Source organism: Providencia lanzhouensis (genome assembly GCF_050469745.1).
Lineage (GTDB): Bacteria > Pseudomonadota > Gammaproteobacteria > Enterobacterales > Enterobacteriaceae > Providencia > Providencia lanzhouensis.
The window spans coordinates 2,830,593-2,848,249 of the sequence record NZ_CP174123.1; the positions used below are offsets into that span (position 1 = coordinate 2,830,593).

10 protein-coding genes and 6 pseudogenes are annotated in these 17,657 nt (G+C 39.1%); 4 read left to right on the plus strand and 12 right to left on the minus strand.

All coding sequences use genetic code 11. The features are described from left to right. Positions 1–7: 7 nt before the first annotated feature. From ACIH2S_RS13480 to ACIH2S_RS13495, 4 genes are all read right to left on the minus strand, one after another. Positions 8–1,015 carry a fimbrial protein gene (locus ACIH2S_RS13480; RefSeq protein ID WP_430247586.1) on the minus strand — a complete coding sequence of 336 codons (1,008 nt, stop codon included), beginning with the start codon at positions 1,013–1,015 and terminating at the stop codon, positions 8–10. Then, the gene (locus ACIH2S_RS13485; RefSeq protein ID WP_430247587.1) at positions 1,006–3,489 is read right to left on the minus strand and encodes a fimbria/pilus outer membrane usher protein; all 2,484 of its coding nucleotides are present in this window, start codon (positions 3,487–3,489) and stop codon (positions 1,006–1,008) included. The genes ACIH2S_RS13480 and ACIH2S_RS13485 overlap by 10 nt, the downstream gene beginning before the upstream one ends. Positions 3,490–3,498: 9 nt before the next feature. Further along, positions 3,499–4,200, minus strand: a complete 702-nt coding sequence (locus ACIH2S_RS13490; protein WP_070929587.1) for a fimbrial biogenesis chaperone — start codon at positions 4,198–4,200, stop codon at positions 3,499–3,501. Positions 4,201–4,267: 67 nt separating this feature from the next. Beyond that, positions 4,268–4,861 (minus strand): fimbrial protein, encoded by a 594-nt coding sequence (locus ACIH2S_RS13495; protein WP_079549463.1) that lies wholly within the window; start codon positions 4,859–4,861, stop codon positions 4,268–4,270. Positions 4,862–6,250: 1,389 nt separating this feature from the next. Here ACIH2S_RS13495 and ACIH2S_RS13500 point away from each other — a divergent pair. Beyond that, positions 6,251–7,019: pseudogene (locus ACIH2S_RS13500) on the plus strand (IS3 family transposase); the annotation flags it as partial. Positions 7,020–7,389: 370 nt separating this feature from the next. Here ACIH2S_RS13500 and ACIH2S_RS13505 read toward each other — a convergent pair. After that, complete coding sequence (locus ACIH2S_RS13505) at positions 7,390–8,385, minus strand: YbgA family protein (RefSeq protein ID WP_154638158.1); 996 nt, start codon at positions 8,383–8,385, stop codon at positions 7,390–7,392. A gap of 185 nt (positions 8,386–8,570) precedes the next feature. Here ACIH2S_RS13505 and ACIH2S_RS13510 point away from each other — a divergent pair. Continuing rightward, positions 8,571–8,708, plus strand: a pseudogene (locus ACIH2S_RS13510) (integrase); the annotation flags it as partial. Positions 8,709–8,893: 185 nt separating this feature from the next. Here the strand turns inward: ACIH2S_RS13510 and ACIH2S_RS13515 are convergent. Beyond that, on the minus strand, positions 8,894–9,130 hold the full coding sequence (locus ACIH2S_RS13515; protein WP_154638153.1) for a helix-turn-helix domain-containing protein: 237 nt from the start codon (positions 9,128–9,130) through the stop codon (positions 8,894–8,896). 189 nt (positions 9,131–9,319) lie between these two features. Here ACIH2S_RS13515 and ACIH2S_RS13520 point away from each other — a divergent pair. After that, a pseudogene (locus ACIH2S_RS13520) lies at positions 9,320–9,771 on the plus strand (type B chloramphenicol O-acetyltransferase); the annotation flags it as partial. A gap of 80 nt (positions 9,772–9,851) precedes the next feature. On the opposite strand, the pseudogene ACIH2S_RS13525 reads toward ACIH2S_RS13520, so the two are convergent. After that, positions 9,852–10,403 (minus strand): annotated as a pseudogene (locus ACIH2S_RS13525) (PrpF domain-containing protein); the annotation flags it as partial. A gap of 155 nt (positions 10,404–10,558) precedes the next feature. Here ACIH2S_RS13525 and ACIH2S_RS13530 point away from each other — a divergent pair. Further along, a pseudogene (locus ACIH2S_RS13530) lies at positions 10,559–11,483 on the plus strand (LysR substrate-binding domain-containing protein). Positions 11,484–11,701: 218 nt separating this feature from the next. On the opposite strand, the pseudogene ACIH2S_RS13535 reads toward ACIH2S_RS13530, so the two are convergent. The 5 genes and pseudogenes from ACIH2S_RS13535 to ACIH2S_RS13555 all read right to left on the minus strand — a co-directional run bounded on the left by ACIH2S_RS13535 (position 11,702) and on the right by ACIH2S_RS13555 (position 17,121). Beyond that, positions 11,702–13,079: pseudogene (locus ACIH2S_RS13535) on the minus strand (IS1182 family transposase). Positions 13,080–13,395: 316 nt separating this feature from the next. Next, positions 13,396–14,964 (minus strand): P-loop NTPase fold protein, encoded by a 1,569-nt coding sequence (locus tag ACIH2S_RS13540; protein WP_230086614.1) that lies wholly within the window; start codon positions 14,962–14,964, stop codon positions 13,396–13,398. Continuing rightward, positions 14,946–15,539, minus strand: coding sequence for a P-loop NTPase fold protein (locus tag ACIH2S_RS13545; protein ID WP_430247589.1), 594 nt, complete (start codon positions 15,537–15,539; stop codon positions 14,946–14,948). Before ACIH2S_RS13545 ends, ACIH2S_RS13540 begins: the two co-directional genes overlap by 19 nt. A gap of 677 nt (positions 15,540–16,216) precedes the next feature. After that, the gene (gene zinT / locus ACIH2S_RS13550; protein WP_430248579.1) at positions 16,217–16,858 is read right to left on the minus strand and encodes a metal-binding protein ZinT; all 642 of its coding nucleotides are present in this window, start codon (positions 16,856–16,858) and stop codon (positions 16,217–16,219) included. After that, positions 16,858–17,121, minus strand: coding sequence for a type B 50S ribosomal protein L31 (locus ACIH2S_RS13555; RefSeq protein WP_036951056.1), 264 nt, complete (start codon positions 17,119–17,121; stop codon positions 16,858–16,860). Before ACIH2S_RS13555 ends, zinT begins: the two co-directional genes overlap by 1 nt. Between the last annotated feature and the right edge of the window lie 536 nt (positions 17,122–17,657).

Genomic DNA, 17,657 nt, shown 5'->3' on the forward strand with positions numbered 1-17,657 from the left:
TCCCCTGTTAGTCATAAGTAATATTGAATAACATTTTAGCTTCGACTTCACCGGCAGAAATTTTTGAGCCAAACTGATAATAACGAGCGATATAATTCATACGAATTTCTTTATTTTGCGCGCTAGTTAACTCACCGACCTTATAAATTTTGCCCCATTCTAGCTCTTTGTTCTTATCCGTTAGTACTTGAACACCAATCCCCTGAGCCATCGAATTTTTTGCCGCATTATCTAATACACCTTTATTTATTGGGGTATTAGGTGCTTTGGTTCCATCAAAGGTCATATTCACGGCAATAGAATCAGGGGAAATGCTGATCCCACCATTGCAAAGTAAATTAATTGGGAATTGTTTTTCACCAGTCGTTGTTCCTACACCTCTAAACTCTGTACGGTTCACCGGCGGTAAGATCACATCTTGATTTTTACCTGTGGTAATTTTACAAGAGGGTGACACGATGGTAATAGCATCCGCTGATAAATAGGTAATGATTGCAGGCTCAACCGTTTTAGGGTTATACCCATAACGGGTGTACTCCCCTTGAGTTATGCGCCCTGAGCCCGTATTTTCTGCCGTTTTGATAATTTCTAAACTAAAGGTTGAACCTGCTAAATATACGTTTACTTGGTCCTTACTATTTCCTTTAACTTTAAATTTATCAGGATAGGTCATTGATACTGCTCCCATCCTTTTAAAACGTAATCCAATACCAGGAACGTTAGTGTTATAAACTTTATCAGCCCCTTCCGTTACTCCTGATGCCGTCACTACCGCATCAAGAAGAGTTCCGCCATAACATTTAGCCCAATATTTACCCGTTTCTTCCATTGACCAAGTTTTTGATTGGATCACGCTACCAACATCTAAATCCGGAGAAACAACTACACGGCCAAACTGCATGTCAATACGCTCTGCGGCAACACTCATGTTTCTTGTACAGGTTGCATATGCAGGTATACTTGATAGCACTGCCGCCAGCGCTATCCCATTACGTAAAATCACATTTATCGACATATACTATCCTTACTGGTTCCGGCTTCCAGAGAAAATACGCACTGACCGTTATCCCATTTCACATAAGCATTTTTTGCTTCTTCATTACTAATAAATACTGTACCGCCTTGTCCAACTACACCAATTGATTCGCCTTGCTGGTTAGTCACTTCAGCGCCGAATGGCATTGGTTTTTTATCGAGACGTACAACATTAAAGGTACGATTGCGCTCAACTTTTGTGCCAAATTTTACTTTAACAATACTGCCTTCATATGGAACCACTTGTTCGGAGGTATTATTAAACACAATATCTTCAGGGCTCCCTTTAGGGTCAATTTCAATATTGTTGATGCGATAAGGTCTAACATAAGGTGCTAAAGCATAACCCCCCTTATTCACCCGCACACCCGGCGCACTTGTAATTGATGCCCCTTCAGCCCCTTCGGCTTCAATCAAAGCCATCGTCACAGACGTATTTGGTGTAAGAACCACACCGCCCGAATGTATAACGACAGAGCCGTTAGCGCCTAAGCCATATTGCCTATAGCCTTCGCCTTGGCTGTAGTTAGCATTGGTATTAACATACGGTGAACGATAACCAGTGTTCATTGCAACACTATACTCACCACCATTTGCTGCCGCAGTGTTGAGCCCGTAAGTCCAGTTATTTTCGTCATCAAATGCACCATTAACCCCAAGCTGAGTAGAGCCAAATTTTTCGTTATTAAACGTTGTATTTGATGTTAGTGTCGTGCTTCGGCTATCGCCATAATAAAGGGGAAGATTAATATTTAAGCTAATACGGTCATCTTTCTTTCCATTATTATTGTCCGAATAAACACGCATAAAGTTAATAGAATAAGAAACTCGTTGAAATTGATTGTTGTAGCTAAATTGATATTGCTTTTCCGTTCCTGAACGTTCCCAATAACTAGAGATACGCCCAGTAAAATAAAGTCCCCCAAACCCTTCAGGCAGATTTTGGTTTACCGTATAGCTAAAACCATTCTTTTCGCGCCATCTGTTATTTGCAATACCACGTTTATCATAATCAATTGCATATAATGCATCGTTTACGTTGAAGTAATCTTTCGTTGAATAACGATATGCAGCTAGCGAGATATTCGTATCTGTTTCAGTAATTAAACGGTTAAACGTTACTCGGTAACTTTGACCATTATCAGTACGGTGTTTTAATGCTGTTCGTGATTGTGTAACGTCAACTGCAACAGCACCAATACCCGTATTTACACCCGTCCCAATTAAATAGGCTTGATAATCATCAAACGCAGTCACACCACCATAGAGTGAAAAGGTATTATTTAAGCCATGTTGAATTGTTCCCTGCACAATATACGGGCGATTATGCAAACCATCAGTATCTGATTTCCCCGCAGCGACTTGGTAACGAGTAAACCCTGGACGTAACAGTTGTGCTAACGATGAATAAGGCACGCGAAAGCTACTTTCACTACCATCTGCTTCTTTCACCGTAACATTTAAATCATTACCGTAACCCGATGGATAAACATCGTTCAATACAAATGGTCCGGGTGGTACTGAGGTTTGATAAATAATGGAACCGTTCTGACTAACAGTCACCAATGCATTACTTTGTGCGACACCACGAATTTCGGGTGCATATGATGTCATTCCATCTGGATACATGCTGTCATCAGTAGCAATTCTTGCCCCGCGTAACCCAATACTGTCAAAAAGATCACCATCCGTATAAAACTGGCCGGCAGTCACTTTTGATTTGATATCAGCAATCGGCTTTTGCAGATAGGTTTGGTTACTGTTCCAACTCGTACTTCCTGAACGCTGCCAACTTAAATTACCAATATGTTTTAGTAACCAGCCATCAACCGATAAACCTGCATTAAGTCCTAAATAAGCACTGGCATCATTTTGACCTTGAGAACCGCTAGTATGGCTATCATAATAATTAGCCATATACGCTAAATTTAACGCAGGAATACCTTTTTCCCAAAATTGCGGAGCGACATAACCACGAGATAAACGCTGCTCGTAAATTTGTGGAACTGAAATATCTAGACGTAGGTTCGAAGAACTGAAAGTATCGTTTACGTCCTTCATTGCATTCCACTCATTCAACGAGGAACAAGTAGACTCTTGCGTATTCAATTGCGGATTTAATTTTTCTGAATTAACGCCAAAATTACTCAACATAGCGGGTGTATAACAGACACCTAATTTGCCATCTTTTTGTTGAACAACATTTAAATCATAGCGACCTTTCCAATTTCCGTTAGTATATACATCAACAGAGTACTTACCTTCACTGATTGCAGTCGTGTTGAAGCGTTCTAAATCAACATTATCTTTACTGCCTACTATGAACCCACTATTAAATTCGTAGGTTGTGCCTTCAGCACTCCATGCATAAAATGTTGGCATCATACATACGGTGACGAAGCAGGTCACAGAGAGTGTATTGCTATATTTATTTATTAACTCTCGCTGTTTCATTTTTCTATCCTATTTAGCAGTCGTTTTTACTGCTATATCCGCACCGTAATCATTGATATTGTTCAAAACAACACTTTCACCTGCTCTAATTGCTTTTTTCAATACCACTGACGTTTGACTTTTAGGTGCTAACATTACCGCCTTATCCGTTAATCCATTTTTGCCATCGGTTGAAATTTTTGTAATGGTAATAAAAAATGGCGTAGGATTATTAATAGTCAGATTATTGCCATTAGCATTCACAACTAATTGTTCTGGTGCTAATTCGCGACTACCTAACCCAACAGGGCGATATATAAATTTAAATCGAGAACGAATTGCTAGCTGTAAGAAGTTTTGATCTTCCTTTCCTGCTGTTTTTACTGTTGGTGGAATATCTAAGATATTCAGCCACCATAAACTTTCCTTATCTTGTGGGATCCCATTTTTATCCATCAATTTAATGCGTAGTGTTTGACCACCTTTTGCATCCAGACGAGATATTGGAGGTGTAATTTGAAATGGTGTTTTTATTGTATCTGGAGTTTCCGATGCATCACCGGTATCTAACCATGCTTGTGCGACCGCTGGCCTATCCGCCGTATTATTTAATTGCACGGTAATTTCTTTTTCATTTCCAGGATAAATAAATCGCGTGCCGTTAACAATAATATTATTCGCTAATGAAGATGCACTGAAAACGAAGCAGAAGAATAAAACAATTGCTTTCATTTGAACCTCTAAATAAAAGCGGCAGTAATCACTACCGCTTAGATAAATACTACTTTTGAAATAAATATTATTCGTAAGTAATTTCGTAAGTTGCATAACTTTCTACGATACCAGATGTAACATCTTTAGGCGTTGAAGTTGCATATCCTACGAAATAAGTGAAACGGCTACCGTCAGTAATTTCAGTTGTTGTTGCTTTAGGTTGCTTTGCACTATTAGGATCGATTTTATTTTCTAACTTAGAGCTAGCATCTGTTGCTAAAACTAATTGTATATTTTCAGCTCCGTCCGCAGCACCAGTAACAGTGTTAGCTAAATAACCAGCATTAATACCTGAAGCACCATTTAATACGTTACCACCAGTCCAGTTAACCTTTAAAACGGTATCATCGTTAACACCTTGACATTGTGTTACATCAATAACAAATGGTTTTGCTTTTAAATAAGTATTTGCACCTGCTTCTTGAACTTCTTTTACTGAAACTGGCGCCAAATAAACTTTAGCATCACTACCTTGACCATCAACTGAAACAGTACAAGAAACGTCTGTCACTTTACCATAAAAATTAACTTGACCACCACCTGCATTTTCAGTTGCAGCGTAAGCAGATGATGCACCAATAATTGTAGTAGCAACTGCTGTCAATAATACTTTTTTCATTGTCATTTCCTAGTATGAAGGTTTTATTATTACATTTAAAAGAACTTATTTAATATCGCACTATTATTTAATAAATAATTAACATGGGGTTCCGACCATATATTAAATATGGTTATACAAAATCATTCGACATAATTTAATATCTGGTAATAGTTTAATTAATCATATTGCTTTATCTCAATGAGTCCATTTTTGAATTAATAATCATAACGTGATCTATATGATTTCGAACAAAGAATACATCAAAACTTAAATCAAATTAAATCGTTTTTTTCTCAGATGCTAAGCTTTTTGATAGCTAAAAACTATCAAGAGCTTAGTTTATACAATATTACTGATTAGTTAAATTCACCAAATTACACGAATTGAGACAATATATTAAATTAATAATTTAATATCTACATCAAGGGAAGGATTAATATTTAAAAAAAAACTTAATTTGATATATTATAAAAAGCAAACCCACCAATATAACTCCAAATAAGAGCATCAAAATATTACATAGATACACTAAATTTATATATTCACCATAAATACCAGTCTAATTCGTACAGTAACGAATTAATTAACATAAATTTATTTTATGATTTTACCAATTTAAGATTAGTGATGCTTATCAATTCATTTATTATATAATGTATGCACATCACATTTTGACTCATGGCGCGCAAAAGGAGTATTCTTGCACTTGTAGATGCAAAAACAATGCTTGCAGAGAAAATAACCATTCTAAATGCTACAATTAGAATTTAACCTTCGCTATATCCAACTAAATAGCAGAATTATTGATTTTAAAAATACGCCATTTCAAAAATTATTTTTAACCCACAATTTTATCTCTTGCTATGCGTAAAAATGCTTTATTTAAAATAATCATTTTCTACTCTTTTTGTTAGTAAACATTATCAATTAATTTAACTAGCCTTCAGTTTTACTTGATTGGATTTTATTTATTCAAATTAATTTGAAAGTGTAACTATTTGATTACTAATATTAAAAAATAATTTAATTCTAGAGTATGAGCAACTAACTGTAATACGCCAGACAACTTTAAGAATATTCCTAAAACTCACATAATGAGCATAAACCGCGTATTATTTCACCAAACAAAATAGACATTCAAAAAAAGATTGAGCAGCATAAACAAATTATAATCTATCTAAAAATGTAGTCGTTAATTGTCAGAATAGCCATATAAAATACATTTAATTTAGGCCATAACATAAAATACACGTCACATCTTGATCATCCATAATCTCCAAAAATGAGAGCAAGGCCTCTTACCGTTTTATGTATAGTTTATTCTGTAACCAAACCTATGATCTGCTTTAATCAAACAGGACACTTTAATAATGGAATATAATCCAATTATTGAGGTGTTAAATGAAAAAACGAACAAATAGGTTTTATACCGCAGAACAACTTAGTCTGTACCGTAAAGCCAAAGCCATCTTTGGAGAGAGTCGAAATAGCTTAGGTTACAGAACGTTACGTAAACGGTTATGTTAAGAGGGCTTTAGCGTGAGTGCTTATGGCATTCAAAAGCTAATGGCTCAGATTGGCCTAGTTGTCACTCAGCGCGTTGCTTACAAAGTCACCACAAAACGCAAACACAGTGATGCCGTAGCCGATAATTTGCTCAATCAAAATTTTAATCCTCACGCACACTAACGAAGTGTGGGCAGGTGATGTGACCTATTTAAAAAGAGGGGAAGGATGGATGTATTTAGCCATCGTGATGAACTTATACTCATGCCGTATTGTGGGTTGGCACATCGATAAACGAATGACGGCAGATTTAGTTAGTAAAGCCTTGATGAAAGCGTATAACTTACACCATCCCGAAAAAGGCTTAGTCTTTCATAGTGATAGAGGCTCTCAATATACGAGTAAGCGATATAGCCGCTTGCTAACAAGCTATGGTATTCGAGCTAGCATGGGCGATGTTGGAGCCTGTTAGGATAACGCCGTTGTAGATCGATTTTTTGGCAGTTTAAAACACAATTGGGTACTGAAAACCCCACAACCGACTCGGAAACAGATGAAAAAAGATGTTACCGCGTATATGCCCTATTCCAACCTAGAAAGGCTTCATACTACCAACGGTGATCTGTCCCCCATTGAGTATGAACAAAATTCTTTAAGAAAAGTGTCCTGATTTTGTTGTGCAGAACACAAACCGATGACTTGATTAACCCATACAAACACTGAGATAGCAAATTTAATTTTCACTCTCACCATAAAAGCGTTGATTTCGCTTAAGACACCACACATTCATCATCAATAACTTTTCTAAATAAATAATATTGATAGCCAATTTATTATCAATCCAATTATTTTTGCAATAGTATTGATTTGATTAACTGAGGTTGCATATGAAAAATCCTCGCTAGGTGACTTATGTAAATATGGATGATTTCGTTTATCCCGACAGTTATACGCTCACATAGCTTTTAGGTTCAATATTCATATGACTGGAAGAACCAATCATATGAATAACTTTGAAATTCTAGGCATTATTTTTAATATCATAACCCATATCGCAGTCTTAATGACTGAGGATAAGGATGGAAATATTTTTGATTATTCAAATAGTTATCAGGATACTCAGATAAATAGTGCGTAATTAATGTTAATGGAGCCAATAAAGGCTGTGTTCCTTGGCGGTATTCGAGGATTAACTTACTCAATGCTTGCCTTTGGTTTGATGTCAGATAGCGTTTAAAGTAACCTTGGATATGCATAAGCACATTAGTGTGATTGCGCCTAGTCGCTTGGTGTTGTAATAAATTCATAAACTTATTTCGATACTCATCAAAATAAGAGTCGATTGAATCCCATTCATTGTTACTAGCAACAAAACGACCAAGTTCTCGATAAAGAGGTTGTGAATGCGCCAATAAAAGGAGCTTATATCGAGTATGAAAGTCGATTAATGAGTGACGATGGAAGGCGTTTTTCTTTAGTTCATTTAGCTCATGAAGAGCAAATACCCGTATAATAAAATTTTCGCGAATATGAGGATCGCTTAACCTGCCATCTTCCTCAACAGGCAACCAAGGCATTGCTTTGAGTAATTGTTCAGTAAAAAGCCCCATTCCAGACTTTTTATTACCATTGCCAACAGAATCATACACTCGAACCCTTTCTAAACCACAGCTAGGTGAGTTTTTACATACAATATAACCACTTAAATCTGAAAGCCTACTCAAATAGTCAGTCGAAAACTGAACCATTTCTTCAGTTAAATCGCCTTCCCGACCATCACTGAATTTGAGTCTAACGTTATTTTCTTCAGATTTAACTAGCCTCAATGCGGGTCTAGGTGTTGGTAAGCCAATTGCCATCTCTGGGCATGCTTGTTGGTATTCGAAATAATCTGATAACTCATCTACAGCAAAATGAAAGCGCTTATGACCACCATCAAATCTAACGCTATCACCCAATAAGCATGAACTAATACCTACAGTGATTTTTTTACCTAATGTATTGGTCATATCACTAGAGGTAAGAAGATTAACCATCATTGCCACCTTATATGAAATCACTTATATACGAAATTGATTTATAATAATAACTGAATTCATATTAGTAACATTGCACTTTATTTACTAGCTTTATAAATCACTACTCCACACTCTAATAAAACAAACAAAAAAGCCCCACTGAAGTGAGACTCATAAACTGCTGACGTTGTAGTCATTCTTAGGCTATTCTAGTGCTAATGAAACCACTCAGTAGTCATCGGGAGTTTATCTTCCCAAGCCGTATCAAGCCTACCCAACCAATGAACAGTCAAACCGTCAATGCGGCTTTAAAGCGTGCCGAATTCGGTGGTGTGTTGGTAGACAGGAGATCTAAGTGGCCAGTCTAAAAAGTAACCGATCGGGAATATAAATAATAATATTCTTATCATCAAAAACTTAGCGCCTATTGTGTATCTCATTTTCTCTGCTCTACCTGAATAGAAAATATTAAATCGAGTGAACATCCCGCTGATAATCTGAAAACAAATATCAGTCGAACCAATATTCAAAGATAATCTTTTTCTGACGGAAATAGAGTAACCATTAACTCTTTTGGCGATATATCCAACACCTCGCAATAACGAAGTATTGTTTCAATTGAAAGACAGCATCCCCCTCTTTCATATCGGGATATTTGTTGTTGGCTGACGCTCATTTTTTTCGCAACTTCTATTCCCGTCAATGATTCAGAAATACGTTTACTCCTAAAAAACTCACCTAATACAGCATTAATATTTCTCATATCATTTAAACCTATCTATATGACATTAAATGTTTTATGTATATTTTAAATTACCAAGGTTATTTTTGATTGTGACTTTCAGTCTGTATGATAGCATGGCACACATTTTAGGTGTGCCATTAATTGCAAATAAGGTGTATCAACTCGGACTATTCCAACCCAATAACCGCTTAAAAATGGCAACCCGCAATGATCTCTAACAAAACAAATAATTTTTTTGAAAGCCCTTTTAAGGGGATCCCTTTAGACAAACAATAACCAATAAAAATATCATCGTTGGTCGATACAGTTATTACTCCGGTTACTACCACGCCCATGACTTCAATGATTGTATTCGCTATCTGATGGCTGATACCGAAGTGGATAAATTAATCATAGTCAGTTTTTGCTCTATTGGATCGTGAGCTTCTTTTATCATGGCGGGAAACCAAGGTCATCGGCATGATTGGGTAAGCACATTCCCTTTTAACTGGCTAGAGGGTTATCCTGAGTTTGAATCTGCGAATAATGTTTACATCCCCTCTGGAGATACTGTCATCGGCAAGGATGTTTGGATAGTTACGGAATCGATGATAATGCTGGGTGTACATATCGGTGATGGTGCAATCATTGGTAGTAGGGCACTTATCACACACGATGTTCTGATCTGCTTTAATCAAACAGGACACTCTAATAATGGAATATAATCCAATTATTGAGGTGCTAAATGAAAAAACGAACAAAATACATCTATTGCATTACCTGTGGGAAGTAATTTACCTGTTTTACAACCTGCGGAATTTAGGAACGTCAAACCAATTGGAGCAGCTACCCCCGGCACACCATCAATTTGGGTATCCCCTTCATAAGTCACTTTGAAATCAGGAGTCTGAACTTCAACATTAACTAATGTTCCAGTATTGAGATTCCGAATACGCACTGTCGTAACTGGATTTTTCGGAGCAATTAGCCCCTTTTCAATAGCGAATGGACCAACTGCACATAACATATTTCCACAATTTGGAGTTGTATCGCCCCTTCGTTCTTTCACCATAACCTGAGCAAAAAGATAATCAATATCAGCATCAGGGCTATCTGAAAGACTCACAATGGCTACTTTACTGGATTACGGGCTACCTCCACCGATACCATCAATTTCAAGATCATGGCCTGAGCACATCAAAGCTAGCAAAACGGCATCTCGTTCCTGAATATCATCTGGTAAATCAGTCGATAGAATAACTGGCCCTTTAGAAGTGCCACCGCGTATCAGAACACAGGGTATGCTGAACATACTTTTTCTCTTCCTACAGATTAAATGATACGTTAAGCATCCCATATGCGGATAAATAACTCTAATGCAAAGAAACAAAAGATTAATGCATTTTACACATTAATAAGACTTCAGTTATTATGGTTTAATTTCTCTATAAGCCTGAGGGTTGAAAAATGCAGCAAGAATTACAGGGTATCCAATCTTTCGTAAAAGTTGCGGAAATGGGATGTTTTACAAAAGCATCTCATTTTTTACACATCTCTCAACCCGCATTGACGAGACGAATAAAAAACTTGAGGATAGTTTAGGTACAGCACTATTTGAACGCTCAACAAGACGAGTAAAATTGACTGCTGTAGGGAGAGATTTTCTACCTCATGCAAAAAATCTCATCGATTTTTATGAAAGCTCGATACTCAGTATTAAAGAAATGGCAACACATCAAACAGGGACAGTGACTTTATCTTGTTTACCTACAGCAGCCTTCTATTTTTTACCTTCCGTTATTCGTGATTATAACGAACATTACCCGAATATACGTATCCGAATACTTGAACATAGTGCTATCGACTGCCTTGAGGCGGTACTTAATGGGGATGCAGATTGTGAATAAATATGATTAACATCACACATTCTAATATAGAGTTCACACCTCTGGTTAATGAGCCTTTCGTTCTTGCCTGTAAACGCGACCATGAGCTTGCCAAAAAAAATCTCGTGATGTGGGAAGATCTTGCCGGACTCAAACTTATTGGAGTCCGAAAATCGAGTGGTAATCGATATCTAATTGATCAGGCTTTAGAAAGATTTAACTGGAAACCAAACTGGTTTTACGAAGTAAGACACCTATCCACATCACTCGGGATGGTTGAAGCTGGGCTTGGTGTTGCTGTTGTACCAAGTCTGGCAATGCCTACGGATGAGCACCATATACTGGTTAGTCGACCACTTATAGAGCCTGTGATCAGGAGAACACTTGGATTAGTGTTTAGAAAGGATGATACCTTAAGCCCTGCAGCCGATAAATTTCGTGAAGTATTGATGAAGCTTTGGTCTCAGGACAATACCAGCCCTTGGGTCAGTAGATTCAGCCGCTAGTTACACCATCTATATGTCAGCTCTGTGCCCAGACTGTGTAAAAACCATGATCTTACCCAAGAAATACCAATTTGAGTTGCATTTAAGCACTCGAATAGCTCTCATTTCATTCATAATATTCTGTTCAAGATTGGTGATTTGTAATATGGAGTCTTTTAAAAGCAGCGTGTCTTGAACGTTAGGGGGCAAATTTTGATGAAACTAAGCGACTTTATCACTTAGTCTAGATTGATGGCTGTCATCAAACCTGCAATTCCCAGTATGGTCATCATACGTTTCAGGTTGTAAGCAAGAACACTAAGACTGATTTCAGTGCTCACATTTTTGAGGCGTTTAGTCAAAAAGTGAGTCGCTCCCATCCACATTTTTATCGTGCCAAATGGGTGCTCAACACTCTGTTTCCTTATCTCTGGGAATTCAGGGTTTTCGTCCAACCGTCTTTGCATATCATCAATAATCGATTCATGTATCCATCGTCTTATACGCCGTGGCTCTTTCTTTGATGTCGTACATTGAGATCGGATTGAACATTCATTACACGCTAAATTGTTAAAGTAAACATTCAGTTCAACGCCTTTCTCTATAACCTTCATTCGCTTTTGTAAACCTTTACCCGCAGGGCAAATGTATAAATCACTGTCGTTATCGTACTTGAAGAGAGACTTGTTAAAAATGCCTTTACTTTCTGAGCCTGAAGTATCAGTTTGCGGCACATTCACCGTGATACCTTGATCATATGCGTCTTTGATGTCATTTCGACTGAAATAACCTTTATCAGCTAACACTGTAATCAGTTTTTTTCCCCAAAACCTTTTGGACTTGCTCGGCAACTAATGTCAGTTGACCTCGGTCTATTGTCATGACGATATCGTGATAAACGATGAGATGGTGCTTTGTATCGACTGCTGTTTGCACGTTATAGCAGACTTGTCTTTCCATGTGGTGTGTTTTCATCAAGCGGGCATCAGGATCTGTCTGTGATATCTGTTTGTCTGGATGCTCATTAACTTGTTTTTCGAGTGCTTTTAGCTCAACTAAGCGCTACTTTAACCAAGCTAATTTCGATGCTGAGACGGTGGAACCAGACTCTTTTTCGTTCTCATCCTTGGCATCCATCTGGCTTAAATATTTCTCGATGCTTTTTTCAACTCGCTCGATATGAAACTGTACTTTACTGGGAGTATAATTTTTGGATTTATTATTGACTGCTTTGAATTTACTCCCATCGATAGCGAACACGGCATCTTCAAACATGTTGAGTTGTCTGCATAACTCGACGAATTTACGGCAAACGTTTTTAATTCCCTTGGCATTATCCTTTCTGAAGTTTGCAATCGTTTTGAAGTCAGGAGATAAACGTTCAAGTAGCCACATTAACTCGACATTGCGGTTGCATTCCTTCTCTAACCGCCGCGATGATTGAATTCGATTTAAATAACCGTAAATATAGAGCTTGAGCATCATGGCAGGATGATAACTAGGGCGGCCAGTTGACTTGGGGGTCACGTTTTCAAAACCTAAGTCGAGTAAATCGAGGTGTTCAACAAAGACATCAATAACTCGCACTGGATTATCTTCGCTAACAAAGTCGTCCATGATTTCTGGAAAGAGTGTGGATTAATGCCTTGATTGACCTGTAATATGGTGAGACATGCGAGAATCTCCATGATTATGCTTACCAATCCGATAATACTGGATTTTGCTTTGAAATTGGATCGGTAGCTAAGACCAATTATTCATAAGTACATCGCACTTAGGCCAAAAGGTGATCAAGAGTTTTTACACAGTCTGTGGCAGGAGCGGACGTCACATACGCTACGGTACGTTAGGTCAGATATCTAACAGCACATAGTCCACTTAGGTGAGATATTTACAGTAAAATTCCTTGCTTGTTGTATTGCTGTTCCAATGACTAGAAATCGAAAATGTCATTTTCTCTCAACCCAAGCCACTTTTCGAGATATCTAAGCAGCGTTCGCAGGGCCTCTTCATGCTCAGGGAACTGGGCAGGATTAATCGCATCACACTTAGCCTTCGCCACATCAATGCCAATAAAGTCGTCAATTGTCTCTTTATTGAAACTGTTGTACTGCGTGGAGACGCGATCACCATAAGTATTGCTCGTACCTCGGATCATTAGGCGTGTGACCATGGTTGCGAAGCCCAAGTCGGTTTGAATTGCTTTCCTCACCCACTCTCGGGGTTCGTCCATGGAATCTGTATATTTTTTCCAGCTATAGAGCAGTGATATGAGATCCGGTTCAGCAATCATCGCGTGGTCTGCTGCGTGGATCCTTATCAACCGTAGCCATTCAGTCTTCATTGCCACAACGGTATTGAGATCTAACGCTGGGTCGAACGCTCCACTCTCGCCCTCATTCAGATCGGTGGGATCGCTGAGATGGATCAGGATTGAGGCAACGGATAGAGCTTCAGTTTTACGAAGTGCTTCGAGAACCAAACCGCCTCGAATATTCTCAGGAATCCGCTTCAGATACCAACTTGTCGCTCGCCATGCTGCTACATATGATGAGTCGAAAGAGCCGCTGTTAGTGTCTGCGAGTTTTTCAGCAAGTCGGAACATCCCTGGGAGCAGAACAGCAGCGTTCTCGATTGGTAATCGGTCAACGGATTCGTCGAGCCTCGCAACGAGTGAATTCAGCATCCCGTCAGCTTCGACGGCTGCGATTTCAGCAAAGAGCTCGTCCTCTGTCGCTGTTGCATCGAGAAAATCAACGAAACGGTGCTCAGATATTTCTCCGACCGTCGTCTGGAGTTCAAAGTAACGAGGGAAATAGCGCGAAGTGCATACTCGTTTCTCCGTCAACCACCGGCGATGGAAGCCGTCTGCATAGTTTGTCCCCCCATACGCCCATTCTAGGGGAGGAAATAAGTCTTTAAGCGCATCACAAATGATATTGCGGCGCTTCTCTGAGACGATCTCCAGAAGTTCCTTAGCAGCTGCTTGGTCCACATCCTGTCGACCATCACGGGAGAAGCGTCCTTCCTGGAGAACCAATCCTCTCTCACGGAACAATGCATCGTGGAGATCAGGTTCGAAGACCCGGAGTGTTTCCAGAAGCAGGAAGTCTACAATGTTCACCTCGAACACGTCGCCGACCACATGCAGGGGCATGTGTACAGCAATGGATGAGATGAGACGACGCGCATCGCGCATGTTGCGAAGCAGGGGCTGAATGCAGCCAATGCAAGCGTTACCCCAGCGTCTCTGAGAGAACCCGTTGGCTTCAGTTGCGTATGGGCCCGCTATTTCAGAGAGTTCTTCCTCGAACATACGATGCACGAAAGATGTCGGTACGGCTGGTAAATCAAAGTTAGTCTGCACTATCTTTTCAAGAAAGGCTCGACCGTCGTTGTCGGCAACCGGATCTAGCGCTCGTTCTACGATACTGGGCTGGAATAGGAGCACAAAAACAATATTCGGTAGATTAGCATTCGCCTTTACCTGCCGAAGCAACATCCTGATCTGCTCAGGTTCAAGCCGGTCAAAATAGCCGACGCGATCGTTATAACCGAGGCATTTGTGAGAACTGTCGATATTAGAAAGCCTGAACTCACAGCCTCTTTAAGAGGCTTACTAGCCCCGGTAAGGATCGCTCCGTAACGTCGAAATGCTTGGGCTCGGTCGAGTGCTGCCTTCGAATGCTCGCCTCCCAAACGATCTGCTATCTGGCCAAATAGCGCGCGGGCGATTGAGTCACCATCACCCCATTGCCATGGGTTAAAGTCGAGCCAGTCCGCTCCACTGCTCTTAGCATCGAGCCGTTCGGTAATTAGGTTTTTCAGTGATGATTTGCCAAAACCCCATCCCCCACGAATAGCGAACACTCGGCCTTCGCGCAAGCTAAGCTCCGAAAGTACGTCGGCTATACGAGCCGCGAATCCAGCCCTTCTAAGGCGATCTTCGGATGCTGCCCGAATTGGAGCCTCAGCCCCAATCCCTCCGTCTGGCCGTTCGTTCCTTATCATGTCAGCATTATGCTTCGCGCGACGACGAGCGCGCCATGTCGCCAGACGGAAAAATAGCTTACTCATCGCACACCATCCCTAAAGAACGCATGTATCAATTCAAATTGCCCTTTTTCTAGAAGCTTCATTGGTTAAATTTTGTTTATGCTAGCTAACTGAAGAGAGTTCTCAGCTACAATTGTGGGACAGTATAGCAGTTTTGGCTTTTCAACGTGTAATGGAACTCGGGCAACTAAATCAACTGAGTGGACTGACCCCACGCCCGCAGACAAATTCTGTCCTCACGATGAAGCCTGTTCAAAGGCCTCTGGATTGACGCCACCGAGATGACTGTAGTGCCGGACCCGATTGTAGAATGTTTCAATGTAATCGAAGATATCAGCCACGCCATCCTGTTATTTAAAAAGCAACGATTTAAGTATTGCTTTTATCAAACTGTGGACTTCCGCTCCTCGCTCAAAGCAGCCCACCAAATCTTATTGCTCACTTCACTAATCAACCATGTTAGAATAGCAAACAACTTTTTAGCTCACATCTCAAAAATATCAAAATAAACTTTAGGCCCAACAATAGGCCCAAACTAAAACTTGAATTGCACTTTGTCACTTAAAAATCAATAAAATAAAAGCCTAGTTCAGACTCCGCCAGCCCGCCAATTCATCATTAGCGGGCTTTTTTTATATCCTACGCAGCCTAATATAACCTAACTACCACAACCACTTTAGACTGCCTCCAACAACCCATCAATGATGCATCATTTCATGCACAATATCCTTACCGCTCATAGAATATGGATAATACGTTGGCCAATTATCTAATTGAGTCAATAAAACCTCTTGAGATTCATTTCCCATATAGAGATGAAAATGCCCAGCTTTTTCTGGCGCAATAATATGATCACTAAATTGAATAAACTTAGGGGCTTGGCTATCTTTATCCTTACACTCAAATAAATAACGGACGCCCTTCTTACCTGAAGAATAATTTAAAACTCGGTAACCCGCGTAATCATATTGGCACTGAGAGACTTTATCCCCTCGGTGAAATTCAATAATATTATTCTCAATGCCAATCATATCCACATCAGTTTTATACCCTTTGGCATAATAATCTCGATATTCTTGCGCTGTTTTATCCTTATTCTTTGCAGCCTTATTCTGCATTACGGGATCTAACGTTCCATTAGCAAGATAAGGCTCCAAAGATTGCCAAACACCGTCCCAATCACTCAATTGACGGTCTTTAACATCACTATTATCAAAAATACCTTTTGCAGCATTGCGTTGTGCTTCCGTTTGCGGCTTATCATGATGATGTTCATGCGCCATCGCTGTGTAACTGAATAAACTAGTAAGCACAAGCAATGAAAGAATATTTTTTACCATCATTTTTCTTCTCTCGTTTGAACAAAATTCCCAAAACGCTTATTAAAGCGAGCAACATTCCCTTCCTGTGAATGGGTTTTCTGTTTCCCTGTATAAAACGGGTGTGAATGAGAGGACACATCGAGAAGAACATATGGATAACTTTGCCCTTCAAACTCAACAGTTCTCTCTGTTTTTATCGTCGACCCAACTTTGAAATACACATCAGCAGCGGTATCGTGAAAAATCACTGTCCGATAATCCGGATGAATATTCGGCTTCATAGCCTCTCCAATTGTTATGTTATAATATAACAATAATATTTTTTTTCATCGTTGACTACTCTTTTTTAGCCTTAATATTTGTATGGTTTATTCAGTTTATTGTTGGCTGATGATTAAAAATACCAAACAGTACGATCGGAAAGCCAAACGAGGACGATGAAACAAATCCAAAGTTGATGGTAAAAATTGCAGTCAATGATGAGTAATGAAAGCGTTTAATGATCAATAGCAATTCATTTTTATAAGAAGAGAATTAAGGTAGAAGCAATTCTAAACTCTCGATTTTGATAACAATTAATACTCCGCTATCGCCCTACCCATAGAAAATTCACCGTTCCAAACATCATGTTAACTATATATTTCTCATCAAGGGCTCCAACTTGACAGTATTTAATCCGACATAACTACTATTAAGTTACTATTTAGATAAAACAACTGTATTTTTGAATTGGTAAGGATAAACATCCGTATTTTATCGTATCGTTTACCTGAAAAATGACGCCCTGCTCTATGATTGTTTCATTAAATTTAATATA

Bases quoted from the DNA above. Each gene is read 5' to 3' on its own strand.
- ACIH2S_RS13485 (WP_430247587.1), bottom strand. From the start codon at position 3,489: ATGAAACAGCGAGAGTTAATAAATAAATATAGCAATACACTCTCTGTG.
- ACIH2S_RS13545 (WP_430247589.1), bottom strand. From the start codon at position 15,539: ATGAGTAAGCTATTTTTCCGTCTGGCGACATGGCGCGCTCGTCGTCGC.
- ACIH2S_RS13555 (WP_036951056.1), bottom strand. From the start codon at position 17,121: ATGAAGCCGAATATTCATCCGGATTATCGGACAGTGATTTTTCACGAT.
- zinT (WP_430248579.1), bottom strand. From the start codon at position 16,858: ATGGTAAAAAATATTCTTTCATTGCTTGTGCTTACTAGTTTATTCAGT.
- ACIH2S_RS13540 (WP_230086614.1), bottom strand. From the start codon at position 14,964: ATGTTGCTTCGGCAGGTAAAGGCGAATGCTAATCTACCGAATATTGTT.
- ACIH2S_RS13505 (WP_154638158.1), bottom strand. From the start codon at position 8,385: ATGGTTAATCTTCTTACCTCTAGTGATATGACCAATACATTAGGTAAA.
- ACIH2S_RS13515 (WP_154638153.1), bottom strand. From the start codon at position 9,130: ATGAGAAATATTAATGCTGTATTAGGTGAGTTTTTTAGGAGTAAACGT.
- ACIH2S_RS13480 (WP_430247586.1), bottom strand. From the start codon at position 1,015: ATGTCGATAAATGTGATTTTACGTAATGGGATAGCGCTGGCGGCAGTG.
- ACIH2S_RS13490 (WP_070929587.1), bottom strand. From the start codon at position 4,200: ATGAAAGCAATTGTTTTATTCTTCTGCTTCGTTTTCAGTGCATCTTCA.
- ACIH2S_RS13495 (WP_079549463.1), bottom strand. From the start codon at position 4,861: ATGAAAAAAGTATTATTGACAGCAGTTGCTACTACAATTATTGGTGCA.